This is a genomic window from Mycobacterium sp. NGS63 (assembly GCF_059812295.1).
In genome coordinates this window covers 477,737-503,503 of the sequence record NZ_JCALCJ010000003.1, presented here as the reverse complement: position 1 = coordinate 503,503, position 25,767 = coordinate 477,737, and the positions used below count along the sequence as shown (strand labels likewise).

The window sequence follows — 25,767 nt, the reverse complement described above, 5'->3', positions numbered from 1 at the left end:
GGGTCGACGTCACTGTGCCCGAGGGCATCTCGGATCCCCTCCGCGGCGAGCAATGCATAGCCATGCGATGTTTGGCCGTGCCGGTGCTTGCCATCCGGCGAACGGCCCTGCACGGTGTAAGGCGCGGGGGCGAACCGACCGGAGACGAGGAGTGTTGAATGCCTGTGCAGCCCGCGAGCGGCGCCCCCTTCGACCGGGCGCGTCTCACCCGGCGCGGCTTCCTGGCCGCCGGAGTGGCCGGCGGGATGGCGCTGGCGGCGTGCGGCCAATCGAAGTCCCAGGTATCCGGCGTCTCCGCTCAGCTGGCCGCCGCCATCGCGGCGGCCGAGGCGGCCCGGCCGCACAGTGGGCGCACCGTGACCGCCAGCCTGACGCCGCAGCAGGCGCAAGTCGACCTCGGTGGTCCGGTGGTTCGTACGTTGGCCTACGGCAACAGCATCCCGGGACCGCTGATCCGCGCCAAGATCGGTGACGAACTCGTCGTCACCGTCTCGAACCGTCTCGACCATCCGACGTCGGTGCACTGGCACGGCGTAGCACTGCGCAACGACATGGACGGCGCCGCGCCCGCCACCCCGAACATCCCGTCGGGCCAAGACTTCACCTACCGCTTCTCCGTCCCGAATGCGGGCACCTATTGGGCCCATCCGCACACCGGCCTCGACGCGGACATGGGTCTGTATCTGCCGGTCGTCGTCGACGACCCGACCGAAGGCAACTACGACACCGAATGGATTGTCGTCCTCGATGATTGGACCGACGGCGCCGGAAAAAGCCCGCAGCAGCTCTACGACGAACTGACGAGCCCGAACAAGCCGAGCATGTCGAGCATGCCCGCGCCGACGACGACACCGAGCTCGCCAACCTCGTCGACCACTGCGCCGTCCGGGATGCCCGGGATGTCCGGGAACGGCGGCGGCAAGAGCGAGCTGCTCGGCGGCGACGCCGGCGACATCGACTACCCGTACTACCTGGTCAACGGCCGAATTGCGGCGGCTCCCACCACCTTCAACGCCAAGCCGGGCCAGCGCATCAGGATCCGCTTCATCAACGCCGGCTCGGACACGGCGTTTCGCGTCGCGCTGGCCGGCCATTCGATGACGGTCACCCACACTGACGGCTACCCCGTGGTGCCCACTGAGGTCGACGCACTGCTCATCGGGATGGCCGAGCGCTACGACGTCATGGTTACCGCCGCCGACGGCGTCTTCCCGCTGGTCGCGGTTGCGGAAGGCAAGAACGCCGTGGCGCGCGCGCTGCTGTCAACCGCCGCCGGGAGCTCGCCCGACCCCGATTTTCAGCCGGACCAGCTCAGCCAGCGGGTGGGCACCGTGGAAATGTTCACGGCCACAACGCCGGTCAACCTGGGTCGCCCGCAGCCGGGCCTCGACCTGCCCGTCGTACTGGGCGGCAACATGGCGCAATACAACTGGACGATCAACGGCAAGGCCTACAGCAGCAAGGCTGACCCGCTGCATATCCGGCAAGGCGAACGGCCCACCATCACCTTCGACAATCCGACGATGATGTACCATCCAATTCACCTGCACGGCCACACTTTCCAAGTGATCAGGGACGACGGCGGTCTCGGCCCGCGCAAAGACACCGTCATCGTGCTGCCCAAGCAGCGGATGCGCGCGGTGCTAGTAGCCGACAACCCTGGCCTGTGGATGTTGCACTGCCACAACACCTACCACCAGGAGGCCGGGATGCAGACCCGGCTGGACTACGTGTTCTGAGCCGTCGCGAAAAAGTCGAGCAGCAACTCGTTGACCGTCGACGACTGCTCGATCTGGGGGCAATGACCGGCGTTGTCTACCACCACCGAGCGACCACCGTCGATCTGTTTGGCGATCGATGCGGCCCAGCCGGAGGGAAGGAGCTTGTCCTCGCCCCCTTCGACGACCAGGGTCGGCACGCCGATGCGCTCGTACGCCCGGCTGCTCGGCGGGGTCGCGGACGCCGTCGCGCCGGGGCGGCGAAAACGCGCCGCCGCCACCGCTTCCCACGCGCCGGGCGCGGTGCTCGACGCGTAGCGGCGCCCCACGTAGTCCTCGTCGGCCGGGTAGCCCGGATCGTGGAACAGCGCCTCGACGATGCGCCGCATCCCCGGCAGCGTGGCGTCGTACTGCTGCAGCGCGTCGAAATGCCGGTTCTGCTGGATCTCGCCGCCGCCGCAGATCAGCACCAGGGTGCGTATCGGCAACAGCGGGGTGTCGGATGTGATGTCGGTGAGTAGGTTGATGGCACCCATCGAATTGCCGACGAAGTGCGCCGAGTCGATGCCGAGCGCCTCGCAGAACCGCGCCACGTGTCGAATCCGCATGCCGCGGCCGTCGACGAAGTCGATGACCTTCGCCGACTCGCCGAATCCCAGCTGGTCCGGCGCCAGCACCCGGTGGCGGGTGGCGAGCGCGGCGATGTTGCGTTCCCAGCCGAGTTCGGCGCTGCCGCCGAACTCGCCGCCGTGCAGCAGCACCACGGGGTCGCCCTCGCCGGCCTCGAGGTAACTGGTCGTCAGCCCGTCGACCAGCGTGCTCTTGCGCTCAAGGCCCATCACTTGAGCGCGATCGGGTTCACCGGGGAGCCCACGGCGCCAACGACTCTCAGCGGCGGCGCGATGAGCTGGAACTCGTAGACGCCGTCCTCCGCGCAGTCCTCCGCCAGCGCGGTGAGGTCCCAGTACTCGCCGAAGATCATCCCCATGTCGCGCAGGCACAGCAGGTGCAGGGGGAAGGTTATTCCCTCGACGGCGGATACCAGGTCTTCGACCTGCAGGTTGTCGGCCGCGACCGCCGCGACCTCGCGATCGTGCAGCCACGACGCGCAGCGCCAGTCCAGCCCCGAGTAGCCCTCGGTTTTGTTGCCCGTCTGCAGAAACCTTGTCCACCAACCGGTCCGGATCAACACGATGTCGCCGGACCCGACCGTCACGCCCTGCGCGCGAACGACGTCGTCGAGCTCCTCGGGGGTGATCGGGTTCCCGGCTTCGAGGAAGACGTCCGCGCCGCGGTGCCGAACCAGATCGAGCAGCACGCCGCGCGACGTGATGCCCTTGACGTCGACCTTGTCGATGCCGCAGTGGAAGGCACCCATGCTGGTCACCGAATCCGCCGGAAAGCCGTTGTAGAGCCGGTCGTCGTAGTAGACGTGCGACAGGGCGTCCCACTGGCTGGCCGCCTGCAGCGGCATGATGATCATGTCGTCGTTGAAGCGGAACGGGTTGTCGGCCGTCATGTAGCCACTCAGCTGCTTGGCCAACGGGTTTCGCGCCCAATCCGGGCCGTATTTGGCCAGCGTGTGCACGTCGCCGCCGTCCACGGTCATGACGTGCACGGGGTTGTGCCGAAACTCGAAGGCGCCCTGCGGGCCGGACGCGCCGAAGTCCACGCCGAGCGGGAACACCTTGCCGTGCCGGACCAGGCCCGCGGCTTGGGCGACCTTGTCCGCGGTGATGAAGTTCAGCGTGCCGAGCTCGTCGTCGTCGCCCCACCGCCCCCAGTTGGAGACGTCGCGTGCGACCTTCCGAAAGTCGGTCAAGCTGGCCACGGAGCCCGTCCTTCCTCGAGTTCACGGGCGATCGCCGCGCCCACGTTTCCGCCGTCGACCCACAGCACCTGACCCGAGATGTAGCTGGCCGCAGGGCTGTTCAGAAACAATAGGACCGCGGCCTGCTCTTCGGGCCGCGAGACGCGGCCCAGCGGCTTGGGTATGTCGTCGAGGAAGCCCTGCCCGTAGGCCGTGCGCAGCTGGTCGAGGATGGGAGTCTCGGTGACCCCGGGGCCGGTGCAGTTGATCCGGATGCCCCGGGCGCCCAGCGGCGTGGCGCCGCGCATGGTGTAGAGGATGATCGCTTCCTTGGACAGCTGGTAGCCGGTTCCCACCGCATCGGGATGCCGGCGGCACCAGTCGATACCTTCTTGCATCGTCGCGGTTTTCAGCAGCGGGGCCACCTCCGGCAGATGTTCGCGGTAGCCGGCTGCCGCGAGCGAGGACACGCTGGCGATGGACGATCCGGCGGCCATCTTCGGGATCAGCGCCTCGGTGAGGTGCCGCGTTCCCAAAAAGTTGATGGTGACGACCAGAGTCGGGTTGCCGATTCCGGACGAGACGCCGGCGATATTGAACAGCGCGTCGACCGGACCGTCGATCGACGCCGCCGCGCGATCGATCGAGGCCGGGTCGGCGAGATCGAGCTCGTGAAAGTCGTTGAGTTCGTAGCCCGGGCGCAACTTGTCCAGCCCGACGACGTCGGCCCCGAGTTCGGCGAGTTGCCGCGCCACGTGTTCGCCGATGCCCGACGCGCATCCGGTCACCACCGCGCGGCGGCCGTCGTAGCGGCACAGCTCGTCGAATCGTCGCACCGCTCGTCCTAAATCGGGAGGGCCTCCGGCGTCACTTACCCTGCTCTTTGGCCTGCTGTTCCTCTTTGAGGCGCTGCGCCGCCTGGACGCGTCCCTCGTTGATTTCCGCCATGGCCTCGGGGATCTCACTGGCGGTGAACTTACCGCCCCGGCCGGTGGGTAGGCCACCGAACGAGTAGTTTTCGTCGAACTGCGGTGCGGTCGACTGCGGCCGGCGCGCCTCCACCTTCTCGATGACGGGCGCCAGCCGGGCGGCCTTGTCGGCGACCGCCTTCTCGTCGCGTTCGATGAACTCCGGCAGCACCTCCTTGCCCATCAGCTCGATCGATTCCATGGTGCCCTCGTGACTGCGCGGGTTGAGCAGCAGGATGATCTCGTCGACACCGCTTTCCTCGTAGCCGCGCAGGAATTCGCGCACCGTGGCGGGCGACCCGATTGCGCCGCGCCCGGGGCCGTAGGCCAGCGTCGGGTCCTTCTCGACCTCTTCGAGATATCGCTTCCAGACGCCGGTCCGGCCGGGGGTGTGCACGCCGGTCATGTAGTAGTGCATGATCCCGAACGAGAAGAATCCGCCGCCCTGGCCGAGGCGTTTCAGTGCTTCGTCGTCGCTCTTGGCGACCATCATCGACAGGTCGCCGCCGATGGCCAGGATGTTCGGGTTGATCCGCGGCGTGACGGGCACCCCGTTCTCCTCGAACTCCTTGTAGTAGCCGTTGACCCGTTCGGTGAGCGGCCCGGGACCGGTGTAGGCGAAACTCAGTGCGCCGATGGCCTTTTGGGCCGCCATCTGGACGCTGGCGGGCCGCGTGCAGGCGACCCAGACCGGGGGGTGCGGCTTTTGCATCGGCTTGGGGATGACGTTGCGGGCCGGCATCTGGATGTGGTCACCCTGGAAACCGGAGAAGGGCTCCTCGATCATGCACCGGATCGCGACCTCGAGGGCCTCCTCCCACTGCGCGCGCTTGTCGGCGGGGTCGATGTTGAATCCACCGAGCTCACCGACGGAGGAGGATTCCCCGGTGCCGAACTCGACGCGTCCGTTGGACAGCAGGTCGAGGGTAGCGATGCGTTCGGCCACCCGGGCGGGGTGGTTGACGGCTGGCGGCAGGTGCATGATTCCGAAGCCCAGCCGGATGTTCTTGGTCCGCTGACTGGCCGCGGCCAAGAAGATTTCCGGCGCGGTGGAATGACAGTATTCCTCGAGGAAGTGGTGCTCGGTGAGCCAGACGGTGGAGAATCCCGCCTTGTCCGCGGCCTCGACCTCGTTCAGGCAGTCCTGCAACAGGATCCGCTCGTCATCGGGGACCCAGGGCCGAGGTAGGGCGAATTCGTAGAACAGCGAGATCTTCATGGTTACCTCCTATGAGAACTAAAGGGTCTGCTTCGCAGTCTGGGCCGCAACGTGTTTCGCTGCGACAAAACCGAACGTCATGGCCGGGCCGATGGTTGCCCCGGCCCCGGCGTAGCTGCGGCCCATGACCGGCGCGGCGGTGTTGCCCACCGCGTACAGTCCCCGCACCACGGTGCCGTCGGCCCGCAGCACCCGGGCGTGTTCGTCGGTGCGCAGGCCGCCCGACGTACCGAGATCGCCCAGCACGATCCGGAACGCGTAGTACGGCGGGTCGCCCAGCGGATACAAGTTGGGGTTGGGCAGGGTCGGATCGCCGTAGTAGTTGTCGTAGACGCTATCGCCGCGGTTGAAGTCGTCATCGTGGCCCTTGCGCGCGAGTTCGTCGAAACGGCGGGCAGTTTCGGCGAGTTGGCGCGCCGGTACACCGATCTTGGCCGCCATCTCGTCCCAACCCGTTGCCGCCTTGACCACGCCCGATTCCAGCCAGGCTTGCGGAACCTTGCGCCCGGTGGGAACCGGTGCCCCGGGGACTTTCGGTATCGGCAGATGACCGGCGACGACGTAGCGATTCCACGACCTGTGGTCGGTGATGAGCCAACACGGGATGTGGGTGACGCCGGACTTCTGGCCGTCGATCATGGCGTGACCGAAGTCCATGTAGGGCGCGGCCTCGTTGATGAAGCGCTTCCCGTCGCCGTTGACGACGAATTGCGCGGGCATCATCCGTTCGTTGAGCATGAATTGCATGCGCCCGTCCGGCCATTGGATGGCGGGGAACCACCACGCCTCGTCGAGCAACTCGGTTGCGGCGCCCACCCTTTCGCCCGCGCGGATGCCGTCGCCCGTGGCGGCCGGGTTGCCGAAGCTCCAGTCCTGGTCGACCACGGGCAGCTGTTCCTTGCGCCAGGCGAGGTCGTGGTCGAAGCCCCCCGACGCCAGGATGACCGCGTGGCGCGCGCCGATCCGCCGTGGCCTCCCGCCCTTGTGCACCACCGCGCCGGTCACCGAGCCGTCGGCATCGGTGAGCAGCTCCTCCATCGGCGAGTCCAGCCACAGGGGGATGCCGCGTTCCCTCATGGCCAGCCGCAGCCGCGCCGCCAGCGACTGCCCGATGGCCGCCATCCGCTCGCCGAACACCCTGGCCCGCACCATCCGCGAGATCAGTTTCAGCAGCATGCCTTTGCCGGCCCACGACTGCCTGATCCGGTAGAACGTGCGCAACTCCTTGGGGCCCAGCCAGATTCCCCTGGGTGCGAGGGCGAGCGGCTTCAGCAGCAGCTGTTCGTCGTCGCCCAGCGTGCGCAGGTCGATGGGCGGCACGTTGATCGTGCTGCCGAGTTCGGAGCCGCCCGGCAGTTCCGGGTAGTAGTCGGCATAGCCGGGCTTCCAGACGAACTCGAACCATCCCGAGAGGTTTTCGAGGAACTCGAGCATCTGCGGCGCGGACTCGACGTACTGCCGTATCCGCGCCTCGCTGACCAGGCCGTCGGTGATCTTCAGCAGGTATTCGACGACGCCTTCGGCCGAGGGGGTGTAGCCCTCCCTGCGTTGCGCGGGCGCCCCGGGCACCCAGATGCCGCCGCCCGAAAGAGCCGTGGAACCGCCGAAATACGACGACTTCTCCACCACCAGCACGTCGAGCCCGGATGCCTGGGCCGTCAGCGCGGCAGCCATGCCCCCGCCGCCGGACCCCACGATGAGCACGTCGACTTCGTGGTCGAAGGCGCTCATTTCGGCACCGCCGCGCGGATGGCGAAGCCGGCAATCAGCTCGGCCGCCGGCTTGTAGTAGCGCAGCTCCGTCCGGTACGGGCCCGCGGCTTCCAGCGCCGCGAAGGCGGCCACCCACGGCCTGATTTCGTGCGCCGAGCTGCCGCCCTCGTAGACCACGAACGCGTTCGACCACTGGTCAACGTCGGCGAGCCTTCCGTCGTCGATGATCTCCAGGAATCGGTGGTCCCACGCGGGATTGAGCGGTTGCAGGTCACTGTCGCCGGCTGCGAATTTTTTGGCCGCCTCGATGACGGCCTCCTGCCGGGCCCGCCGCTGGTCGATCGTCATCGGCTGTCCCTGCACGATCCGCTCCAGCACGGCGGGGGCCGCCGTCGCCAAGGTCGGCACCGGCGGGCTGTGCGAGAGCCCGCCGGATCCCACCACCAGCACCCGCTTGTCCAGGGTGGCCAGATAGGCGCCCACGGCGGTTCCCAGTGCGCGGCAACGATGCAACGGGCCCAGCGGCACGCCGATCGCGTTGACGAAAATGGGGATCACCGGGCGCGCGGTGGCGTCGCCGAAGAGTTTCTCCAGCGGCTGCACGGTGCCGTGGTCGACGTCCATGCTGGCCGATACCGCAACGTCGACACCGGCACCGAGGATGGCCTTCGCGCAGTCGGCCGCGAGGTCCTCGGGAACGTCGAGCGGACCGGCGTGGGTGCCGTAGTCTCCGACCCCGTTGGCGCGCATGCCGATACAGAACGGCGGCATCACCTTGTAGAAGAAGCCGTTGTAATGGTCCGGCGAGAAGATGACGACGAGTTCCGGGTCGTAATCCTCGACGAAGTCGCGCGCCCGCGCGATCGCGCCTTCGATGTCGTCAAGCAGGTCCCGCGACGGCCCCGGAAGATTCAGCAGCGGGCTGTGCGACATACAGCACAGAGCCAGTGACACTTTGACGATCACCCCCTCCCGGCGTGAGGGTGAGGGCGTCGAGCACCGACGCGCTCAGCTCGGGTGCCAGCTGGGCGATGCAGGCGCCCGCGATGCACCGATCGGGCCGCAAGAACAGCACCGACTCCGCATGGGTGTCGAACCAGGCCTTGACGGCGCCGCCGCGGTCCCCGACCACCACGACATCGGGATCGTCGTGGCCGGGCCAGTGCAGCTGCGTCAGCGGCCGCAGCGCAACGAAGCGCGCCCCCACCGCTTTCCAGTTCGCGAACGCCTCCTCGCCGAGGATCTGGCGCGGGTTGTTGTTCCAGCACAGCACGGCGAACCAGTCGCCCAGCACGTCGTCCAACAGCACGTCCCGCTCGGTGCGGGTGTCCACCCGGGGCTGGATGAACAGCGTGCCCACCGGCGATTCGGCCCGGCGCGGTGACGCGTGCACGACGGCGCCCTGCTCGTAGCGCGGCATCGGCTTGAACCGCATTTCCAGCACATATCGCTTGAGGGAGGGCACGATTGACGCCGACCGCACGAGCAGATCCCGCGCGGTGGCGATGCGGCGGTCGGTCGGTGAGATCACGCGGCCCACCATGGTGGAAAGGTCAATCATCGCCCGCGCGTGCTTGCGGCGCTCGATGTCATAGGTGTCCAGCAGGCGGTCGTCGGCGCGGCCGGACACCACCGCGGCGAGCTTCCAGCCCAGGTTGGCGGCGTCCCGGATGCCGCTGTTGTAGCCCTGGCCCTGCCACACCGGCATCAGATGAGCCGCGTCTCCGGCCAGCAAGAGGCGCCCGCTGCGGAACGCCCCGGCGATCCGCGAGTGGTGCGTGTAGACCCGGCGCCGGATCACGTCGACCCGGTCGGGATGCGGGACCATCCGTGCCAGCATCCGCTCCAGAAACGCCGGATCCTCGGCCTGCTCGTCGGTCTCGTCGGCGTGAATCATGAACTCGAACCGGCGAATTCCGTGCGCGATCGAAATCGACGCGTACGGGCGTTCCGGGTCGGCGCCGACCTCGCTGTTGGGGTGGCCCAGCGGATCGTTGGCGATGTCGACCACCAGCCAGCGCGTCGAGGACGTCGTCCCGTCGAAGGACACGCCCATCATGCGGCGAGTCATGCTGCGGCCGCCGTCGCATCCGACGACGTAGCGCGCCCGCACGGTGGCGGCGTCGCCGTCGGTGCCGCATTCGACGGTCACCGCGTCGTCGTCTTGCGCGCACGACACCATCGGACGGTTCCAGCGCACCTCGACGTGGTCGAACCTGTCCAAACCGCGGAGTAATTCGGCGTCGACGAGCGGCTGCACGAAGCCGTTGCGCTTGGGCCAGCCGAAACGCGCGTCGGGCGGCGCCATTTCGGCCAGCACCCGGCGCTTGGCGTCGACGAAGCGCAGGATCTGATTGGGCACGGTGTGCGGCAACACTTGGTCCACCAGGCCGATCGACTGGAAGGTGCGCAACGCCTCGTCGTCCAGTCCCACGCCGCGCGGGTAGTCGATCAGGGTGTCGCGTTCGTCGACGACCAGCGTTCGCACCCCTTGCAGGCCAAGGATATTGGCCAAGGTCAGGCCGACCGGGCCGGCGCCGACGACGACGACGTCGACGTCCGCCGGTTGGCCAGTGGCGTCCATCACCGGCCCAGCAGAAAATCGAGGTGCAGGCGGTTGAAGGTCTTGGCGTCCTCGTACTGCGGCCAGTGACCGCAGCCCGGCATCAGCTCGAACCGGGCGCCGGGGATCATCGATGCGATCCGGCGGCCTTCGGTCACGTCGGCGGTGGGGTCGTCGCTGGTCCACAGCACCAGTGTCGGGGCGGTGATGGCGCCGTATTCGTCGGGACCGAGGAGGTTGCGCGCGCGAATCTCGGTATGCTGCAACGCCATAATGTCGCGCATGGCCGCGACAAACCCCGGCTGTCGGTATACCCGCTGGCGGCTGGCGACCAGGTCGTCATAGTCCTTGGACTTGTCGGCCATCAGCCATTTGATCCGGGCTTGCACCGTTTCCCAGGTCGGGTCCTCGGCGGCCGCCATGGATAGCGTGATGATCCGCTGCATCACCGCGGGGTCGGCCTGGGACCCACCGGCGGTGTTGAGCACGAGCCGGTCGACCACGTCGGGGTGGTCGACGGCCGCGCGCGCGGCGACCCAGCCCCCGAGCGACTCGCCGCTCAAACAGGCGCGGTCGACGCCCATGGTGCGCAGCACGGCCATCAGGTGCTCGACGTAGTGGCGAACTTCCAGCGGGTGGCCCGGCTTGTCGGTGTAGCCGTGCCCGAGCATGTCGATTGACCACGTCCAGAAGTGCTCCCCGTGCGCGGCCAGGTTACGCACGTAGGCCTCGGCGTGGCCGCCGGACCCGTGCAACAGCACCAGCACCGGCTTGCCGGGATCGCCGGCGCGCAGGTAACGCGTCCGCACTCCCCCCGCCTCGAGGTAGCCCTGCTCAAACGCGACGCCCTGGAGGTCGCTCCAGATGCTCTCGAACTCCGCCACGGTTCCTCTCTGACCCTAGACGCGTGGAATCGTTGTGCTAATATCGCACACTAATGTGCGTTATATATAGAGCTTCGCTCTCGCGTCCGGGTATGTCAAGGCTGTGACCGGTTCCGGAACGGGTTCTCAGACGCTGGCCAGGGGGCTCACGGCGCTGCAAATGGTGGCCGACTCCCCCACCGGGATGACCGTGCAACAGCTCGCCGACCAAGTCGGGGTGCACCGCACCATCGCCTATCGATTGCTGTCGACGTTGGCCCAGTTCCGGTTGGTGGCCAAGGGAGAAGACGGGCGCTACCGCCCCGCGGCCGGCCTCGCCGTGCTGGGTGCGTCGTTCGACCGCAACGTGCGCCTGCTCAGTGTGCCGACGCTGCGCGCGCTGGCCGACGAGCTCGGCGCCACCGTGTCGTTGCTCGTCGCCGAGGGCGATCAGCAGGTGGCGATCGCGGTGATCGTGCCCAGTCATGTCGCGTACCAACTTTCCTTCCATGAAGGCAGCCGGTATCCGCTGGACCGCGGCGCCGCCGGGATCGCCTTGCTCGCGAGCATGCCGCCGCGCCCCGGGGAACGAGAGCTCGTCGCGCGCACCCGCGAGCGCGGGTGGGTGGTGACGCACGGGGAGATCGAACCCAACACCTACGGTCTGGCGGTGGGGGTCCGCCGCCAGGCGCCGTCCCCGCCGACGTGCATCAACCTCATCTCCCATCGGGAGGACGTCGTGATGCGCGGCAAGGACGCGGTCATCAACGCCGCCCGGCAGTTGTCCGAACTACTGAGCTGAAGGGATACCCGTGCATGCCTTTCGACCATGAAGTCGATGTCGTCGTGCTCGGCAGCGGCGCCGCCGCGCTGACGGCCGCACTCACGGCCGCGGCCGCCGGCGCCTCGGTGGAGGTCTTCGAGAAGGCCGCGACCGTCGGGGGCACCACCGCGGTGTCCGGCGGCATCGCGTGGATCCCCGCCCACAACCGTTCTCCCGAAGGGGAATTGACCGTCGCCGACGCCCTGCGTTACCTGCACGCGCAGTCGCTGGGCTCGATGGACGAGGCCCTGGTCGAGACGTTCGTGCGGACCGGGCCCGCGATGCTCGACTTCGTCGAGGCGCACAGCGGTTTGCGCTTCGAGATCGCGACCGGCTTCCCCGACTATCAGCCGGAGTTGCCGGGCGGGCAGCCGGGTGGGGGAAGGTCGCTCAGCGCGGCGCCGTTCGACCTGACGGAATTGGGCGAGTGGGGCACGCGCATCACGTCGTTTCCCGCCGATTGGTCCAACGTCGGTTTCGACGCCGAAACCAGGGCCCGCCTGCACGCGGCGATCGATGAGCGAACCAGCCACCTGTGCGTGGCCGGCACCGCCCTGATCGCGGGCCTGCTCAAGGGGCTGCTGGACGCCGGCGTGACGCCGCGGGTGAACGCGCGGGGCGAGCAGCTCGTCGCCGAGGGCGGCGAGATCACCGGGGTGCGGGTGGCGTTGCCGGACCGAAGGGTTGACGTGCGCGCCCGCCGCGGGGTCATTCTGGGCACCGGCGGCTTCGAGTGGGATCCCGTTCTGGTGCAAGCGTTTTTGCGCGGCCCCATGCACGGGTCGGTCTCGCCGCCGAACAACACCGGCGATGGGCTGCGCATGGCGATGACGCACGGCGCGGACCTGGCCAACATGGGCGAGGCCTGGTGGGTACCGATCGTGCAGATCCCGGGCGACACCATCGCGGGCAAGCAGCGCAGCCGCAGCGTCCGCCTGGAACGCACCCGGCCGCGCAGCATCATCGTCAACGCCGCCGGGCGGCGGTTCGTCAACGAGGCATGCGACTACAACTCGATGGCCGGCGCGTTCCACTATCTCGATCCCCGCGGAGGGTACGTCAACGACCGCGGCTGGATCGTTTTCGACTCAGTTCACCTGCAGCGCTACGGGTTTCTCGGCATCGCGCCCGGGCACCCCGCCCCCGACTGGTTCTGCGAATCGGCGGACCTCGCCGAGCTGGCCGCCAAGACCGGCATCCACGCCGACGGCCTCGCCCGCACCGTCGAGGACTGGAACCGCTACGTGGCGGCCGGCGTCGACCCCGAGTTCGGGCGCGGCTCCAGCGCTTACGACGGCTACTGGGGCGACGACAGCGCCACCACGCTCGCCGGAAAGACCCTCGGCCCGATCGACACCGCGCCGTTTTACGCCGTGCCGGTAAGCATCGGCGCGATGGGCACCAAGGGCGGCCCGCGCACCGATCCCGACGGCCGCGTCCTGCACGTCAACGGGGAGCCGATACCGGGCCTGTTCGCCGCCGGCAACGCCATGGCCGGCGCGACCGGGCGCGCCTACGGCGGCGCCGGCGGAACCATCGGCCCCGCAATGGTTTTCGGCTACCGCGCTGGCCACGCCGCTGCTACCGGGAAGTCGGTCGATTTGAAGTAGTCGTGGCAGTTGACTCTGCGCCCACGTAGCAGAAGTGCGAGTAGGGCCCGCCATAGGCGCAGAGTCAACTTTGCGGCCAGGACACCGGGTGAAGGCTCACGGTTGGCACTATGGGTGTATGCCGTTGCTGCTGTGGGACCAACACACCTGTCTGCCGCTACGGCCGGACGCGCCAGTCGATCCTTTAACGCGATTCCGGCGCGGCGGTGGCGCATTTGTGTCGGTCAATGCGGGGTATTCGCCGCACTCCTTCGACGACGCGATCACGCTACTGCGGCACTACCGCGCCGCGGTGGACGCCCACCCGGACATGGAGTTGGCGGACGGCCTCAGCGATGTCGATGCGATCACCGGTGCCGGCCGCATCGCAGTGGCGTTCGACCTGGAAGATTCTGGCCCCCTCGACGACGATCTCGACAACCTGGCCACCTTGGCCAGATTCGGCGTGCGCACGCTGCTGCCGACGTACAACCATGCCAATCGCGCCGGTAGCGGCTGCCTGGATACGGTGGACGGCGGCCTCACCGGCTGGGGCCGCGACATCGTTGCCGAGATGAACCGCGTCGGCATCGTTCCCGACGGATCACACTGCAGCCCCCGCACGGGACTCGACATGTGCGAGATATCTAGCGGTCCAGTCGTTTACAGTCACTCCTGCATGCGCGCGGTGTGGGATCACCCGCGCAACATCACCGACGACCAGGCCCGCGCCTGTGCCGCCACCGGCGGCGTCATCGGAATCACCGGCGTCGGAATCTTCCTGGGGCCCAACACTCCGAGCCTGGAGGCGATGGCGCGGCACCTGGAATACGCCGTCGAGCTCGTCGGCGTCGACCACGTCGGCGTCAGCACCGATTTCTCCTTCGACTTCGCCGACTTCCACGACGAGCTCATGCGCAACCCCCACCTGTTCGACGACAGCTACACCCGCTGGGGACCGATCCAGTGGATGCCGCCTGAAACCTTCCTAGGGCTCGAGGACCACCTCCGCCGACGGGGCTGGAGCAATCCCGACATCCAAGCCGTGCTCGGCGGGAACTTCCATCGCGTCGCCCGGCAGGCCTGGCACGCCTGATCAGCCCGCCGCAATCGACTGCCTTCCAAGCGCTCTGCGCCCGCTGCCCGCGGCTGTTTATTAGCCGAAAAGTAAGCTAGTTGTAGGCTAGAATTCCGGCTAATATGGGTGCATGAAGACGGTGCCGCTCAGCGAAGCCAAAGACAAACTCTCAGCATTGGTCGATGAGGCCGACGCCACCCACGAGATCATCCAGATCACGCGCCACGGCCGCGCCGTCGCCGTCCTGATGTCGGCCGATGACCTCGACTCACTCAACGAAACGCTGCACGCGCTGCGCATACCGGGCCTCGTCGACGAACTCAACCATGCAGACGCCGATTACGCCACCGGCAACACCATCACCGGCGAGGAATTGCGTAAACGCTACGGTCTGCCGTGAGCGGCGACCAGTCATGGACAGCCCGAGTGGCACCGAGCGCGGTCCGGGCGCTTGATCGACTTCCACATAAGGTTGCAGCCGCGATCGCCGAATTCGTTACCGGAACATTACCTGCGGATCCCTACCGGATGTCCAAGCCGCTCCGCCACGAGCTCACCGGCTGGCGGGTTGCGCGGCGAGGCGACTATCGCGTCACTTTTCGGATCCTCGAAGACGACCACGTGCTCCTCATCGGTCGGGTAGAGCACCGCGCGCACATTTACCGACCCACCTAATCAGTCGCCGAAATAGCCCGTGCCGCTTGGGCTATGGCGTCCGCCGAGCGGTCGATGTCGGCGTCGGTCGTCGACCAGTTCACGATCGGCACCCGCAGCACGACCCGGCCTTGCCAGGTCATGCCGCCCAGCCAGCAGGTCCCGTCGCGCTGGATGGCCGCCAGCGCGGCCCGATTGGCGTCGTCTCCACCCGGGAGGCGCACCAACACCTGGTTGAGGACGACGTCGTTGACGACAGTGGCGCCGGGAATGGCGGCCAACCGCTCGGCCATGCGCCGCGCTTGCGCGCAGTTGCGTTCGATCAGTTCGGCGATACCGGCGCGACCCAGCGATCGGATGGCGGCGTAGACCGGCACTGCGCGGGCGCGGCGGGAACTTTCGGGCACGTAGTTGGTGCTGTCGCGCTGGCCGGCATCGAGCACATAGTAGTGCCCCGCCGATCGCATTGCGGCGACGTGTGTTTCGGGGTCGACGACAATCGCCATGCCCGCGTCGTAGGGCACGTTGAGCCATTTGTGCGCATCGACGCCCCAGGAATCGGCTCGCTCGACGCCGCGGGTCAGGTGTCGGGCCGCCGGTGCGGCGGCGGCCCAGAGGCCGAACGCCCCGTCGATGTGCAGCCAGGCGTTGTGGGCGGCGCAGGCGTCGGCGATCGGCTCGAAGGCGTCGAAGGCGCCGGTGGCGGCGTTTCCGGCCTGCGCACACACGATCGTGGGTATGTCGGCCTGCGCGAGCGCGTCGCGCAGCGCGTCGGGTTTCATCCGGCCCTGGTAATCGGCGGCGATGCGGATGGGCGTGTTGGACCCGAGTCCGAGCAGTCGCAATGCGCTGTCGATGGTGTCGTGGGCCCGCTCACCGCACAGGATGCGTATCGGCGGTGCGCCGATCAGCCCGTCTCCTTCGGCGTCCCAACCGGCCCGGGCCAGCACCGCGTGGCGCGCCGCGGCCAAGCACGTGGTGTTAGCGGCCTGGCCACCCGTGACAAAGCCGACCGTCGCCGTCGCGGGCAAACCGAGCAATTCGAGTACCCACGCGGAGGTCACTTCTTCGATGGCGGCGGCTGCCGGCGACAGTGGATGGACGGCCGCACACTGATCCCACGCCGAGACCAACCAGTCCGCCGCCAACGCGGCGGGCAAGGCGCCGCCGGTGACGAAGCCGAAGTAGCGCGGCCCGGCGCTGGCCACGAGACCGTCCTCAGCGCCGGCGGCCAGCGCATCGATGACAGCGGTCGGATCCTCGCCGTGCTCCGGCACGGGCCCGCCAAGAGCCGCGCGGACACGGGACGCATCGGCTCGGGCCGCGACCGGGCGTTCGTCGAGCGAGCCGAGGAACGTGTGGGCGTGCTGCGCGGCGGCGGTGAGCCCAGCGGTGCGATCGGGCATGGTCCAAACACTAGTGGCGGAGTTCGTTGTGATTCCGTCATTCTGAATCGGTGGTTGCCTACGACCGGATCGGCACCGGATATCTCACGACACGCCGCCCCGATCCGCGGATCGCTTCGCAGATTCACTCCGCGCTGTCCACGATGGGCAGCGTCGTCGACGTCGGCGCCGGCGCCGGCTCCTACGAACCTGCTCAGACCGTCGCCGCCGTCGAGCCCAGCGTGGTGATGATCGCCCAGCGGCCACCCGGATCGGCCCCATGTCTACGGGCCGTCGCGGAGGCTTTGCCGTTGCGGGACAAGTGCGTTGACGCCGCAATGGCGATTCTTACCGTGCACCACTGGAGCGATGTCGCCGCAGGGATCGACCAGTTGCGCCGCATAGTCCGACACAGAATAGTCATCTTGACGTGGGACCAAACGGTATTCCGCGACTTCTGGTTGCTGCGCGAATACCTGCCCGCGGCCGCGCGAATCAACGACGCCTTATACGTGCCGGTAGACCGACTGGTGGAGCTGTTGGGAGGCGCACAGGTGCAGGCGGTCCCGGTGCCGCACGACTGCACCGACGGTTTCGGCGCCTCCTATTGGCGACGACCGGAGGCCTACCTCAATCCGGCGGTCCGCGCAGGCATCTCCATGCTGGCATACGCCGGCGACGCCGACCTCGACGAGGGCTTGACGCGGCTGGCAAGCGACGTCCGTTCAAGGCGATGGCATCGACACCATGCGGACCTTCTCGAGAAAGAGCGGATCGACGCCGGCTACCGCCTTCTGGTCAGCGATTAAGCGAGTTGATTCTGCACTCACGCAGTAAAAGTGCGAGTGAGCCCCGCCATGGCCGCAGAGTCAATGCGAGAGAGGTCAGCTGAACGCGCTGGTGATGGCCGCCATGTCGAAGTAGTCGCGCCACGCGACGATCCGGTCGTCCTGCACCTCGAAGACGCCCATCACCGGCAATGGGATCGTCCCGCCGTCCTTGCGGCGCATCACGTCGGTGCGTTCGTTCATCACCAGTGCGCCGTCGCTGACCTGACGGTGAACGTTGAAGTCGATCCCGTCGAACGCGGCGACGAACCCGGCGATGAATTCCCGTATCGCGTCGCGGCCTCGCACCGGGTCCATCGGGATGTTGTGGTAGACGGCGTCTTCGGTGAAATAGCCCGCGATCTCGTCCGGATCGGGGGAGGCCCACTTTTTGCAGAATTCGGTCACCAGCTCGTCGGCAGAACGTGTCATGCGTTCATGCAACACAGCGACGGGAAGCAAATCAAGGGATGTCGCTGTGAAGCCATGGCTTCGGCAGTGAATCCAGGGCGGAGAAATCGCCGAAGTCCCGCCCTACGTTCACGCTCGAAGCCATAGCTTCACACCCGATGCCCGGTCCTACTCAGACGTGGGAGAGAGCAGCTTTTCGGCCGCCGCATAGGGATCGTCGTGTCCGTCGACCACGGCCTCGGCGAGCTTGTCGAGATCCGGCTGGGTCCGCAGCCGGGTCTGGGCCAGCGACAGGATCTGCGCCCGCGCCCGCGCCAGCCGGCGCTCCCGGCTGTCGGTGCGGTGGTGGTCGTCGATGGCGGCCACCAGATCCGCGACGCCCTCGCCCCGGACGGCGACAAGGCTGACGATCGGGGCCTTGGTTTCGGCGCGCAGGTCGCGCACCGTCTGTTCGGCACCCTCCCGGTCGGCCTTATTGACGGCCACGATGTCGGCGACTTCCAGCACGCCGGCCTTGGCCGCCTGCACCGCATCGCCGGCCCCCGGGTTGAGGACCACGATGGTCGGGTCCGCGACGGCGGCGATCTCGATCTCCGACTGCCCCACCCCGACGGTCTCCAGCAGAATCACGCCATAGCCGATCGCGCCCAAGAGCCGGATGGCCGCCGGGACCGCGGCGGCCAGTCCGCCGATGTGACCGCGGGCCGCCACCGAACGGATCAGGACCTCGGAGTCGTTGATGTGCGCGGTCATTCGGATCCGATCGCCCAGCAGCGCGCCGCCACTGAACGGCGACGACGGGTCCACCGCCAGCACGGCGACCCGGCACCCACGTTCCCGGTAGGCGCCGACCAGGGCACCCACCGTCGTCGACTTACCCGCGCCCGGCGGCCCGGTGATGCCGACGACGCGGACCTCCGATGGTCCGATGCTCGCCAGCACCTCGTCGCGACGCTCGCCTTCGACCAGGCTGAGCAGCCGACCCGCCGCGCGCGGAGATCCCTTGCGCGCTCGCGCAATCAGGTCGGCGATCGTCATTTGCGCATTATGGCGCAGCGACCTCGATGACCGTCGCCGAACCCATTCCACCGCCCGCGCACATGGCCGCCACGGCTATTCCGCCGCCGCGGCGGCGCAATTCGTGCACCAGGGTGACCAGCATCCTCGCCCCGGTGGCCGCCACCGGATGGCCCAGCCCGCAGCCGCTGCCGCTGACGTTGACCTTGCCGGGGTCCAGATCGAGCAACTTGATGGTGGCCACACACATCGCCGCGAAGGCCTCGTTGATTTCGAACAGGTCCACATCCGAGGTCGAAAGCCCAGCGCGGGCAAGCGCTTTCGGTATCGCCTCCACCGGCGCCAGACCGGTGATCGCGGGATCGACCCCGACCGAGGCCCAGGACCGCACCGTGGCAAGCGCGGGCAGCCCGAGCGCGTCGCTCGCGATGGTCAGCACGGCCGCACCGTCGTTGGCGCCGCACGCGTTGCCGGCGGTGATGGAGAAGCCCTCGATCTCCGGGTGCAGCGGCTTCAGGCCCGCCAGCTTCTCCAGGCTGGTATCGCGGCGTGGGTGCTCGTCGACGGAGAACAGCCCATGCGGCGTCTCGATCGGCACGATCTCTTCTTTGAAGCGGCCCTCGTCGATCGCGGCGATCGCGTTGCGGTGTGACCGCAGCGCCCACGCGTCCATCTCCTCGCGAGTCACGCCCGCCTTGACCGCAGCGTTCCACCCCACGGTGATCGACATGTCGAGGTTCGGCGCGTCGGGGCGGTCCGGGTGGGTCGGCGGGAACCAGTCGACCCATTCGCCGTCGGCCTGGACGCGCGATCGCGGCGATGTGGACGCGGAATTGACGCCGCCGGCGATGACGAGCTGGTCCATCCCGGCGCGCACGCTCGCCGCCGCGCTCTGCACGGCCGCCTGACCCGCCGCGCAGTGCCGGTTGTTGGCCAGGCCGGGGACGTGGGGCAGCCCCGCGGTGATGGCCGCGTGGCGGGCGATGACACCGCCGCCGTAGAGCCCCTCGCCCAGAATCACGTCGTCGACCTGCGCCGGGTCCAGGTCCTTCGCCGCCTCGGCGACCACGTGGTGCCCGAGGTCGAACGCGCTGGTGTCGCGCAGCGTGCCCTTGCGGGCGGTGCCGATGGGGGTACGCAGGGCGGACACGATGACGGCTTCAGGCACGGGTCTTCTCCCAGTTCGACGAACGTTTCGCAACAAGAGAATCTTATTCTCTCATTTCGAGAGTACGAGTTGCAACAACGGTGTCGCCGATCAGTTGGAGCGGTCGGACCACCCCGGCGGCAGCTTTTCCGGTGCGGTGTCGATGACGGTCTCGTCGTCGGCCCCGACGTATTCGAACAGGGTGATGTAGGCGAACTCGGGGACTTCGAAGATGGGGTAGGTCGGCCCCTGGTCGCGGTAGGCGCGCATCTGGTCCAGGTGTTCGTTCTGGAAGCACACCGTGCGCTCACCGTGCATGCGGATCCACTGCGGAAAGAAGATCACGCCGTGGATGCGGCGCTTGGCGGGCAGAACGTTGACGGCCACACACGTACCAGTGGGTTCGGTCCACGAGATTTTGAAACTGCCTTCGTCGAGTTGGACGAGGTTCACCCGCTGGCCTTTGACCCAGCGGCCGCCCACATGTCCGGAGTGGATCCGGTAGTCGATGGTGGTGGCGTTCTTGACGTACATCTCGTACTGCCACCCGTTGGCGTAGGTGTAGATGAAGCGATGCCCGACGATTCCCGAAAAGTCCTGCGGTGGAACCGGGTTCGCGACGGTCGTCATGGCCGCTCCTCTCGAATGTGGCCCGCGGTCGTGGTGGATACCCGTCACCTGCCTACACTGCTCGAATGGCGGGCGCAATGAGTCAGGGAATGATTGCGGTCCCCGGGGGCAAGGTGTGGTTCAAGCGGGTCGGCGGAGGGGCAGGCCTGCCACTGCTCGCCGTCCACGGTGGGCCCGGGTTACCGCACGACTACCTGCGCTCGCTGGAACGGTTGGCCGACGAGCGCGAGGTGATCTTTTGGGATCAGCTCGGCTGCGGGCATTCCGAGTGCCCGCCGGACGCCGCGCTTTGGACGATGGAGCGCTCGGTGGCCGAGATGGACGCGGTCGTGCGGGCGCTGGGACTGCCCCGTTTTCATATCTTCGGTAATTCGTGGGGCGGCATGCTTGCCCAGCAGTACGTCCTCGACGTCCCGTCCGCGGCCGCCAGCCTCACCATCTCGAACAGCATCGCGTCGATACCCGAATTCTCGAAAATGGTGGCGCGCTTGAAGTCCGAGCTGGACCCGGCCACCCAGTCCGCGATCGACTGGCACGAGGCGGCGGGCACCACCTACTCGGCCGAATACCAGGCCGCCATCCGCACCTGGAACGAGACGTACCTTTGCCGCGTTCGGCCGTGGCCCAGGGAACTGGAGGACGCGTTCCGGCGCATGGGCGCCGAGATCTTCGAAACGATGTTCGGCCCCAGCGACTTTCACATCGTCGGGACCATCCGCAACTGGGACGTGTTCGGCCGGCTTGGCGAGATCGCGCTGCCGACCCTCGTCCTGGCCGGCCGTTTCGACGAATGCGTGCCCGAACACGCCTGGGAAATCCACCGGCGCATACCCAGCTCGCGCTTCGAGCTGTTCGAGTCGAGCGCTCACCTGCCGTTCATCGAGGAGCCGGACAAGTTCGATCGGGTGATGCGTGACTTCCTACGGTCAAACGACTCGCGAGCGTAACGGCACTGCGAAAACGAGGCTTGGAATTCGCAGTGAGGTTACGCTCGCGGCATTTGGCAACTCAGTTCTTGCCCTCGTTCAGCTTGGTGACGATAGTCCGGAAGTCGTCAGTCGTCATCGACTGGTGCTCGGCGGACAACGCATAGTCCAGGCTGGCCAGCACCGCGCGCTCGAGATGGATGTTGAGCACCCGCTTGGTGCTCTCGACCGCCTGCTGGGGGAGCTCCAAAATCTTTTTGGCGCAGGCGATCGCCTCGGCGACGGGGTCGGCGACCACGTGGTTGGCCAGCCCGAGTTCGACGGCGCGCTCGGCGCGAATCCGGGTGCCCGTCAGCGCGTACTCCTTGGCCAGCAACAGGCTGATGTGCAGCGGCCAGGTCAGCGGTCCGCCGTCGGCGGCCACCAGGCCCACCTGCACGTGCGGGTCGGCGAGAAACGCGTCCTCGGCGATGTAGACGATGTCGCTGAGCGCGACCAGGCTGCAACCCAGCCCCACCGCGGGCCCATTGACGGCCGCCACCACCGGAATTCGGCACCGCGCCATGCCCAGCACGATCTCGCGCCCGTCCCGGATGGTCTTGGCGCGCAGGTCGGCGTCTTGAGACAGTTCCTTGAGGTACGCGAAATCGCCGCCGGCCGAGAAAGCCTTGCCCGCGCCGGTGATGACGGCGGCGCGCGCGGTGGCGTCGTCGGTCAGTCGTTGCCACAGCCGCGCGAGCCCGACGTGCAGGTTGTCGTTGACCGCGTTGAGATCGTCGGGCCGGTTCAGGGTGATGATCCGCAGCGGTCCGTCGGCGCGGACGTCGATTTCGGCTGGCATGTCGTACATTTAGACTCCTTCGATGGTCGTGACCCGCTTCACCCGGGCTTCGCCCGCGTTCGCGATCACTCCTCCTTCAATGGTCGTGACCCGCTTCACCCGGGCTTCGCCCGCGTTCGCGATCACTCCTCCTTCAATGGTCGTGACCCGCTTCACCCGGGCTTCGCCCGCGTTCGCGATCACTCCGACAATCCCAAGATGCGTGAAGCGATGATGTTCTTCTGTATCTGCGAGGTACCGCCCATCACGCTCTGCGCGCGGCTGTACAGGTAGGCGCTGAGCAGGTCCGGATCGCGGGTCCCGGTGACCGCCAGCGCGGCGTGCCCGACCGACTGCTCGACCCAGGTCATCAGGAGTTTGTCGAGCGACCCTTCCGGGCCGTGGGAGATGCCGTCCAGCTGCTCGGACAGGCGCCGCCGCACGTGATGGGTCAGCATCTCCGACTGGACCGCCGCCCACGCGAGCTCTTCGGGAACCTGTCCTTCGTTGCGCTGGTAGAGATTTCGGACCAGTTTTCCGTACCTGGCCGCGTAGCCCAGCGTGGACGGCTCGCGCTCGTGGCCGACGACGGTCATCGCGACGGCCCAGCCTTCGCCCGGAGCGCCGACCATCCGGTCGGCCGGCACCGTCGCGCCGTCGAAGAACACCTGGCCGAACTCGTTGGTGACGCCGTTCATCATCTGCAGCGGGCGCTGCTGCACCCCAGGCTGTTTCATGTCCAGCACGAACGCCGACAGGCCCCGATGGCGTTTCGCCTCGGGATCGGTGCGGGCCAGCAACAGGCACCGGTCGGCGACATCGGAGTAGCTCGTCCAGATCTTGTGCCCGTGCACCACATAGTTGTCGCCCTCACGGGTGGCGGTGGTGGTCAGCGACGCCAGATCCGAGCCGGCGCCAGGTTCGCTGAAGCCCTGGCACCACCGCTCGCTGCCGCTGATGATGCCCGGCAGAAACCGCTTGCGCAGCTCGTCGCTGCCGTGCCGCCCGATGCCGAAGACCAGGTAGCCCACGCTGGGCCGCGGCGGGGCCCCGGCGCGGACCAATTCTTCGTCCACGATGACGTCGTACACCGGCGGCAGGTCCTGTCCGCCGTAGTCGCGGGGCCAGGACAGCCCGAAGAAGCCGTTGTCGTACAGGGCCCGGTGCCAGTCGGCCATACGAACCCAATACTCATCTCCGGAGCCCGAATATTCCTTGGCGTGCACCGAAAGCCAGGAGCGCAGCCGCTCCCGGAAGGCGGCCTCGTCGGGTGAGTCACGAAAGTCCAAAGTCGATCTCCTTCAGCGTCACGGGCCACAGCTCGGTCGATGTCAGCGCACGGCGCAGGTAGACATGAGCCAGGCACTCCCAGGTGTTGCCGATGCCGCCGTGCACCTGCACGGCGGTCTCGCAGACGGTGCGCGTGGCGCGCGCGCAGTAGACCTTGGCCACCTGGGCGGCCCGAACGGCCTCGCCCGGCGGCAGTTCGTCGACGGCCCACGCGGCATGGCGCGACACGCTCACCGAACCTTCGATCAGGGCGAGGCTTTCGGCCAACAGGTGCGCGATGGCTTGGTAGGACCCGATCGCTTTGCCGTATTGCTCGCGGATCTTGGCGTAGTCACACGCGACGGCGTGCGCGCCGCGGGCGATGCCGACCAGGTCCGCCGACGTGGTGACGAGCGCGAGGGCCAGCCAGCGCGCGGCGGCGTCGGCGGACACCTCGCCGAGAGTCGTTGGGGTTCCGACGATGTCGGCCTCGGCGCGAGTGAGGTCGGCGCCGGCGCGCCAGGCGTCGACGTCGGCCGTCAGGACCGTGTTACCGGAGAGCGACAGGGCCCGCCGGGCACCGCGGGCGTCGACCACGCGGTCGTCCACGGACACGGTCGCGTCCGCGGCGTCGCCACCGACGTGCCGGGCGAGGTCGTCGGCCAATACCGGTCCGAGGAACGGTGCGTCGACCAGTCGGCGACCGAATTCCTCGGCGACGATGGCGACTTCGACGCCGGAGGCGCCGTCGGACCGCAGCGACCGCCACCCCGTCGTCTCGATCTGCCTGTCCAGCCGCGCGATTCGGGACTCGTCGTCGAGTTCCTGAACCGCTCCGGGGCCGAGGTCGTCGGCCAGCTTGGCCGCGGCGTCCCGAAGCTGCTGCTGTTCAGACGTCAGACGTACATCCATAGGTCTCCTTCAAAACTCGGCGCAGCACCTTGCCCGACGGCAGGCGAGGAATGTCGTCCACGAATACGACGCGGCTCAGGTGTTTGTAGGACGCTAGCTTCTCGTCCACCAGGGCGGTGAGGTCGCCCGCATCGACAGCGACGTGCACGGAGACGGCGGCAACGATCGCCTCCCCGTTGATGCCGTCGGGCACGCCAAACACCGCGCAGTCTTTGACCGCCGGATGACCGTGCAGCACCGTCTCGATTTCGGCCGGCGCAACCTGGAAGCCGCGCACCTTGACCATCTCTTTGAGACGGTCGGTGATGCGCAGCCAGCCGTCGTGGTCCAGCCAGCCGACGTCGCCCGTGCGATACCAGCCGTCGCAGATGGCCTCGGCGGTCGCCTCGTCCGGTAGGTAGCCGGCCATGATCGACAGTGACCGGGCCTGGATTTCACCGACCTCTCCCGGCCCCACCGGCCGGCCGCTGTCCAGGGTGACCACCCGCACGTCCACCCCGGGCACCGGGCGCCCGACCGAGTCAAGCCGGGCCCCCCGCAACGGATTACACGCGATGACGGGCAATTCCGTGGTCCCGTAGGCGGGCACCCAACCGACGCCGGTCCGCCGGGTCACCGTCTCGGCGACGTTGGGGCTGACCGGCGTCGCCCCCCACATGATGAAGCGCAGCGACGACAGGTCGAAGGATTCGAGCTCGGGGTGCGACGCGATGGCCAGCGCGATCGGCGCAACCGCCATTTCGACTGTGACGCGGTCGCTTTCGATGTGCCGCAGCATCCGCTCGATGTCGAACCGGCGATGCAGCCGCATCCACGCACCGGTCCGCAGCGCCGTGAGGATGTTCAGCAGGCCGAGTATGTGCGACGGCGGCGTGGCGACCTGGATCCGGTCGCGACGGGTCAGCTGGAGCGCGGCGCGCCAATGCCCCACGGCCTCGTCCAACGCGGCATGGGTGTGCCGGACGGCCTTCGGCAGGCCGGTGGTGCCCGAGCTGAACACCAGCACGGCGTCGGCCCGCGGCGGGAGCGCACGCGATACCGGCGACCCGGGAGCGACAGGCTCGTCCAGGTGCAGCATGGGCATCAGTCCGGCCAGCACCGGTTGATCCCCGACGGCATGCGCGGGATCGGTGAGCGCTAGCGCGTGCTCCACCTCGTGGCGCTTCCACGCGGGGCTGATCAGGACCGCGGTGGCACCGAGCCGCCAGATCCCCAGCAGGAGGGCCACGAACTCCGGCCGATTGGAAGCCATGACCGCGACGCGCTGACCTGCGGTGACGCCCCGTTTGGTCAGGGTCGCCGCCAGCCCGTCGGCCAGCGCGTCGAGCTCGGGCAGGCTGAAGCGCCGTTCCTCGAACACGAGCGCCGCCGGCTCGGCCACGTCCCAGTTCCTTCCAGCATTCCCCAGCGTCTTGAGAAGTCCCTA

General features: G+C 67.9%; 25 protein-coding genes and 1 pseudogene. 8 read left to right on the top strand and 18 right to left on the bottom strand.

What is annotated here, in order from left to right; genetic code table 11:
- Positions 1-158 precede the first annotated feature (158 nt).
- Positions 159-1,739 carry a multicopper oxidase family protein gene (locus tag AC5Y4Z_RS09385; protein WP_499962881.1) on the top strand — a complete coding sequence of 527 codons (1,581 nt, stop codon included), beginning with the start codon at positions 159-161 and terminating at the stop codon, positions 1,737-1,739.
- On the opposite strand, the gene AC5Y4Z_RS09380 is transcribed toward AC5Y4Z_RS09385, so the two are convergent.
- The 8 genes and pseudogenes from AC5Y4Z_RS09380 to AC5Y4Z_RS09345 all read right to left on the bottom strand — a co-directional run bounded on the left by AC5Y4Z_RS09380 (position 1,727) and on the right by AC5Y4Z_RS09345 (position 10,874).
- The gene (locus AC5Y4Z_RS09380; protein ID WP_499962878.1) at positions 1,727-2,557 is read right to left on the bottom strand and encodes an alpha/beta fold hydrolase; all 831 of its coding nucleotides are present in this window, start codon (positions 2,555-2,557) and stop codon (positions 1,727-1,729) included. The two genes, AC5Y4Z_RS09385 and AC5Y4Z_RS09380, sit on opposite strands and share 13 nt — an antisense overlap.
- Positions 2,557-3,549, bottom strand: coding sequence for a cyclase family protein (locus AC5Y4Z_RS09375; protein ID WP_499962876.1), 993 nt, complete (start codon positions 3,547-3,549; stop codon positions 2,557-2,559). Before AC5Y4Z_RS09375 ends, AC5Y4Z_RS09380 begins: the two co-directional genes overlap by 1 nt.
- Complete coding sequence (locus AC5Y4Z_RS09370; protein ID WP_499962874.1) at positions 3,537-4,364, bottom strand: coniferyl-alcohol dehydrogenase; 828 nt, start codon at positions 4,362-4,364, stop codon at positions 3,537-3,539. The genes AC5Y4Z_RS09375 and AC5Y4Z_RS09370 overlap by 13 nt, the downstream gene beginning before the upstream one ends.
- Before the next feature lie 31 nt (positions 4,365-4,395).
- Entirely contained in the window at positions 4,396-5,715 is a 1,320-nt protein-coding gene (locus AC5Y4Z_RS09365; protein WP_499962872.1) for an LLM class flavin-dependent oxidoreductase, read from the bottom strand.
- Between the two features lie 2 nt (positions 5,716-5,717).
- Positions 5,718-7,446, bottom strand: a pseudogene (locus AC5Y4Z_RS09360) (FAD-binding protein).
- Complete coding sequence (locus tag AC5Y4Z_RS09355) at positions 7,443-8,360, bottom strand: 3-carboxyethylcatechol 2,3-dioxygenase (protein ID WP_499962870.1); 918 nt, start codon at positions 8,358-8,360, stop codon at positions 7,443-7,445. The pseudogene AC5Y4Z_RS09360 and the gene AC5Y4Z_RS09355 overlap by 4 nt, the downstream one beginning before the upstream one ends.
- On the bottom strand, positions 8,308-10,011 hold the full coding sequence (locus AC5Y4Z_RS09350) for a bifunctional 3-(3-hydroxy-phenyl)propionate/3-hydroxycinnamic acid hydroxylase (protein ID WP_499963310.1): 1,704 nt from the start codon (positions 10,009-10,011) through the stop codon (positions 8,308-8,310). Before AC5Y4Z_RS09350 ends, AC5Y4Z_RS09355 begins: the two co-directional genes overlap by 53 nt.
- Positions 10,011-10,874 (bottom strand): alpha/beta fold hydrolase, encoded by an 864-nt coding sequence (locus AC5Y4Z_RS09345; RefSeq protein ID WP_499962868.1) that lies wholly within the window; start codon positions 10,872-10,874, stop codon positions 10,011-10,013. The genes AC5Y4Z_RS09350 and AC5Y4Z_RS09345 overlap by 1 nt, the downstream gene beginning before the upstream one ends.
- Before the next feature lie 103 nt (positions 10,875-10,977).
- On the opposite strand from AC5Y4Z_RS09345, the gene AC5Y4Z_RS09340 reads away from it, so the two are divergent.
- The 5 genes from AC5Y4Z_RS09340 to AC5Y4Z_RS09320 all read left to right on the top strand — a co-directional run bounded on the left by AC5Y4Z_RS09340 (position 10,978) and on the right by AC5Y4Z_RS09320 (position 15,018).
- Positions 10,978-11,655, top strand: a complete 678-nt coding sequence (locus AC5Y4Z_RS09340; protein WP_499962866.1) for an IclR family transcriptional regulator — start codon at positions 10,978-10,980, stop codon at positions 11,653-11,655.
- A 14-nt stretch (positions 11,656-11,669) separates the two neighbouring features.
- Positions 11,670-13,286 (top strand): FAD-binding protein, encoded by a 1,617-nt coding sequence (locus AC5Y4Z_RS09335; RefSeq protein ID WP_499962864.1) that lies wholly within the window; start codon positions 11,670-11,672, stop codon positions 13,284-13,286.
- Between the two features lie 118 nt (positions 13,287-13,404).
- A complete protein-coding gene (locus AC5Y4Z_RS09330; protein WP_499962862.1) occupies positions 13,405-14,361 on the top strand; it encodes a dipeptidase in 957 nt (318 codons plus the stop codon).
- Between the two features lie 112 nt (positions 14,362-14,473).
- Complete coding sequence (locus AC5Y4Z_RS09325) at positions 14,474-14,743, top strand: type II toxin-antitoxin system Phd/YefM family antitoxin (protein WP_499962859.1); 270 nt, start codon at positions 14,474-14,476, stop codon at positions 14,741-14,743.
- Positions 14,740-15,018 (top strand): type II toxin-antitoxin system RelE family toxin, encoded by a 279-nt coding sequence (locus AC5Y4Z_RS09320; RefSeq protein WP_499962857.1) that lies wholly within the window; start codon positions 14,740-14,742, stop codon positions 15,016-15,018. Before AC5Y4Z_RS09325 ends, AC5Y4Z_RS09320 begins: the two co-directional genes overlap by 4 nt.
- Here AC5Y4Z_RS09320 and AC5Y4Z_RS09315 read toward each other — a convergent pair.
- Positions 15,015-16,403 (bottom strand): pyridoxal phosphate-dependent decarboxylase family protein, encoded by a 1,389-nt coding sequence (locus AC5Y4Z_RS09315; protein WP_499962855.1) that lies wholly within the window; start codon positions 16,401-16,403, stop codon positions 15,015-15,017. The two genes, AC5Y4Z_RS09320 and AC5Y4Z_RS09315, sit on opposite strands and share 4 nt — an antisense overlap.
- 50 nt (positions 16,404-16,453) lie before the next feature.
- On the opposite strand from AC5Y4Z_RS09315, the gene AC5Y4Z_RS09310 reads away from it, so the two are divergent.
- Positions 16,454-17,191 (top strand): class I SAM-dependent methyltransferase, encoded by a 738-nt coding sequence (locus AC5Y4Z_RS09310; RefSeq protein WP_499962853.1) that lies wholly within the window; start codon positions 16,454-16,456, stop codon positions 17,189-17,191.
- Positions 17,192-17,266: 75 nt separating this feature from the next.
- On the opposite strand, the gene AC5Y4Z_RS09305 is transcribed toward AC5Y4Z_RS09310, so the two are convergent.
- The 4 genes from AC5Y4Z_RS09305 to AC5Y4Z_RS09290 form a co-directional block, all read right to left on the bottom strand.
- A complete protein-coding gene (locus tag AC5Y4Z_RS09305; protein ID WP_499962851.1) occupies positions 17,267-17,641 on the bottom strand; it encodes a nuclear transport factor 2 family protein in 375 nt (124 codons plus the stop codon).
- A 147-nt stretch (positions 17,642-17,788) separates the two neighbouring features.
- Positions 17,789-18,658 carry a methylmalonyl Co-A mutase-associated GTPase MeaB gene (gene meaB, locus AC5Y4Z_RS09300; protein WP_499962849.1) on the bottom strand — a complete coding sequence of 290 codons (870 nt, stop codon included), beginning with the start codon at positions 18,656-18,658 and terminating at the stop codon, positions 17,789-17,791.
- A gap of 7 nt (positions 18,659-18,665) precedes the next feature.
- Positions 18,666-19,805, bottom strand: coding sequence for a thiolase family protein (locus AC5Y4Z_RS09295; protein WP_499962847.1), 1,140 nt, complete (start codon positions 19,803-19,805; stop codon positions 18,666-18,668).
- A gap of 90 nt (positions 19,806-19,895) precedes the next feature.
- Positions 19,896-20,414 (bottom strand): phenolic acid decarboxylase, encoded by a 519-nt coding sequence (locus tag AC5Y4Z_RS09290; protein ID WP_499962845.1) that lies wholly within the window; start codon positions 20,412-20,414, stop codon positions 19,896-19,898.
- A gap of 89 nt (positions 20,415-20,503) precedes the next feature.
- Here AC5Y4Z_RS09290 and AC5Y4Z_RS09285 point away from each other — a divergent pair, with 89 nt between their 5' ends.
- A complete protein-coding gene (locus AC5Y4Z_RS09285) occupies positions 20,504-21,361 on the top strand; it encodes a proline iminopeptidase-family hydrolase (protein WP_499962843.1) in 858 nt (285 codons plus the stop codon).
- A 61-nt stretch (positions 21,362-21,422) separates the two neighbouring features.
- Here AC5Y4Z_RS09285 and AC5Y4Z_RS09280 read toward each other — a convergent pair whose 3' ends face one another.
- Genes AC5Y4Z_RS09280 through AC5Y4Z_RS09260 form a run of 5 tightly spaced genes read right to left on the bottom strand, consistent with a single transcriptional unit; the run spans position 21,423 to position 25,722 of the window.
- Entirely contained in the window at positions 21,423-22,190 is a 768-nt protein-coding gene (locus AC5Y4Z_RS09280) for an enoyl-CoA hydratase/isomerase family protein (protein ID WP_499962841.1), read from the bottom strand.
- Complete coding sequence (locus AC5Y4Z_RS09275) at positions 22,191-22,364, bottom strand: hypothetical protein (RefSeq protein WP_499962839.1); 174 nt, start codon at positions 22,362-22,364, stop codon at positions 22,191-22,193. It lies immediately after the preceding gene.
- Positions 22,361-23,449 (bottom strand): acyl-CoA dehydrogenase family protein, encoded by a 1,089-nt coding sequence (locus AC5Y4Z_RS09270; RefSeq protein ID WP_499962837.1) that lies wholly within the window; start codon positions 23,447-23,449, stop codon positions 22,361-22,363. The genes AC5Y4Z_RS09275 and AC5Y4Z_RS09270 overlap by 4 nt, the downstream gene beginning before the upstream one ends.
- Positions 23,436-24,341: an acyl-CoA dehydrogenase family protein gene (locus AC5Y4Z_RS09265; protein WP_499962835.1), complete on the bottom strand. Its 906-nt coding sequence runs from the start codon at positions 24,339-24,341 to the stop codon at positions 23,436-23,438. Before AC5Y4Z_RS09265 ends, AC5Y4Z_RS09270 begins: the two co-directional genes overlap by 14 nt.
- Positions 24,319-25,722: a class I adenylate-forming enzyme family protein gene (locus AC5Y4Z_RS09260; RefSeq protein ID WP_499962833.1), complete on the bottom strand. Its 1,404-nt coding sequence runs from the start codon at positions 25,720-25,722 to the stop codon at positions 24,319-24,321. The genes AC5Y4Z_RS09265 and AC5Y4Z_RS09260 overlap by 23 nt, the downstream gene beginning before the upstream one ends.
- Between the last annotated feature and the right edge of the window lie 45 nt (positions 25,723-25,767).

Coding starts and splice junctions, on each gene's coding strand:
- AC5Y4Z_RS09280 (WP_499962841.1), bottom strand. CDS start 22,190: ATGTACGACATGCCAGCCGAAATCGACGTCCGCGCCGACGGACCGCTG.
- AC5Y4Z_RS09355 (WP_499962870.1), bottom strand. CDS start 8,360: ATGTCGCACAGCCCGCTGCTGAATCTTCCGGGGCCGTCGCGGGACCTG.
- AC5Y4Z_RS09330 (WP_499962862.1), top strand. CDS start 13,405: ATGCCGTTGCTGCTGTGGGACCAACACACCTGTCTGCCGCTACGGCCG.
- AC5Y4Z_RS09290 (WP_499962845.1), bottom strand. CDS start 20,414: ATGACGACCGTCGCGAACCCGGTTCCACCGCAGGACTTTTCGGGAATC.
- AC5Y4Z_RS09350 (WP_499963310.1), bottom strand. CDS start 10,011: ATGGACGCCACTGGCCAACCGGCGGACGTCGACGTCGTCGTCGTCGGC.
- AC5Y4Z_RS09285 (WP_499962843.1), top strand. CDS start 20,504: ATGATTGCGGTCCCCGGGGGCAAGGTGTGGTTCAAGCGGGTCGGCGGA.
- AC5Y4Z_RS09265 (WP_499962835.1), bottom strand. CDS start 24,341: ATGGATGTACGTCTGACGTCTGAACAGCAGCAGCTTCGGGACGCCGCG.
- meaB (WP_499962849.1), bottom strand. CDS start 18,658: ATGACGATCGCCGACCTGATTGCGCGAGCGCGCAAGGGATCTCCGCGC.
- AC5Y4Z_RS09380 (WP_499962878.1), bottom strand. CDS start 2,557: ATGGGCCTTGAGCGCAAGAGCACGCTGGTCGACGGGCTGACGACCAGT.
- AC5Y4Z_RS09385 (WP_499962881.1), top strand. CDS start 159: ATGCCTGTGCAGCCCGCGAGCGGCGCCCCCTTCGACCGGGCGCGTCTC.
- AC5Y4Z_RS09315 (WP_499962855.1), bottom strand. CDS start 16,403: ATGCCCGATCGCACCGCTGGGCTCACCGCCGCCGCGCAGCACGCCCAC.
- AC5Y4Z_RS09365 (WP_499962872.1), bottom strand. CDS start 5,715: ATGAAGATCTCGCTGTTCTACGAATTCGCCCTACCTCGGCCCTGGGTC.
- AC5Y4Z_RS09305 (WP_499962851.1), bottom strand. CDS start 17,641: ATGACACGTTCTGCCGACGAGCTGGTGACCGAATTCTGCAAAAAGTGG.
- AC5Y4Z_RS09325 (WP_499962859.1), top strand. CDS start 14,474: ATGAAGACGGTGCCGCTCAGCGAAGCCAAAGACAAACTCTCAGCATTG.
- AC5Y4Z_RS09335 (WP_499962864.1), top strand. CDS start 11,670: ATGCCTTTCGACCATGAAGTCGATGTCGTCGTGCTCGGCAGCGGCGCC.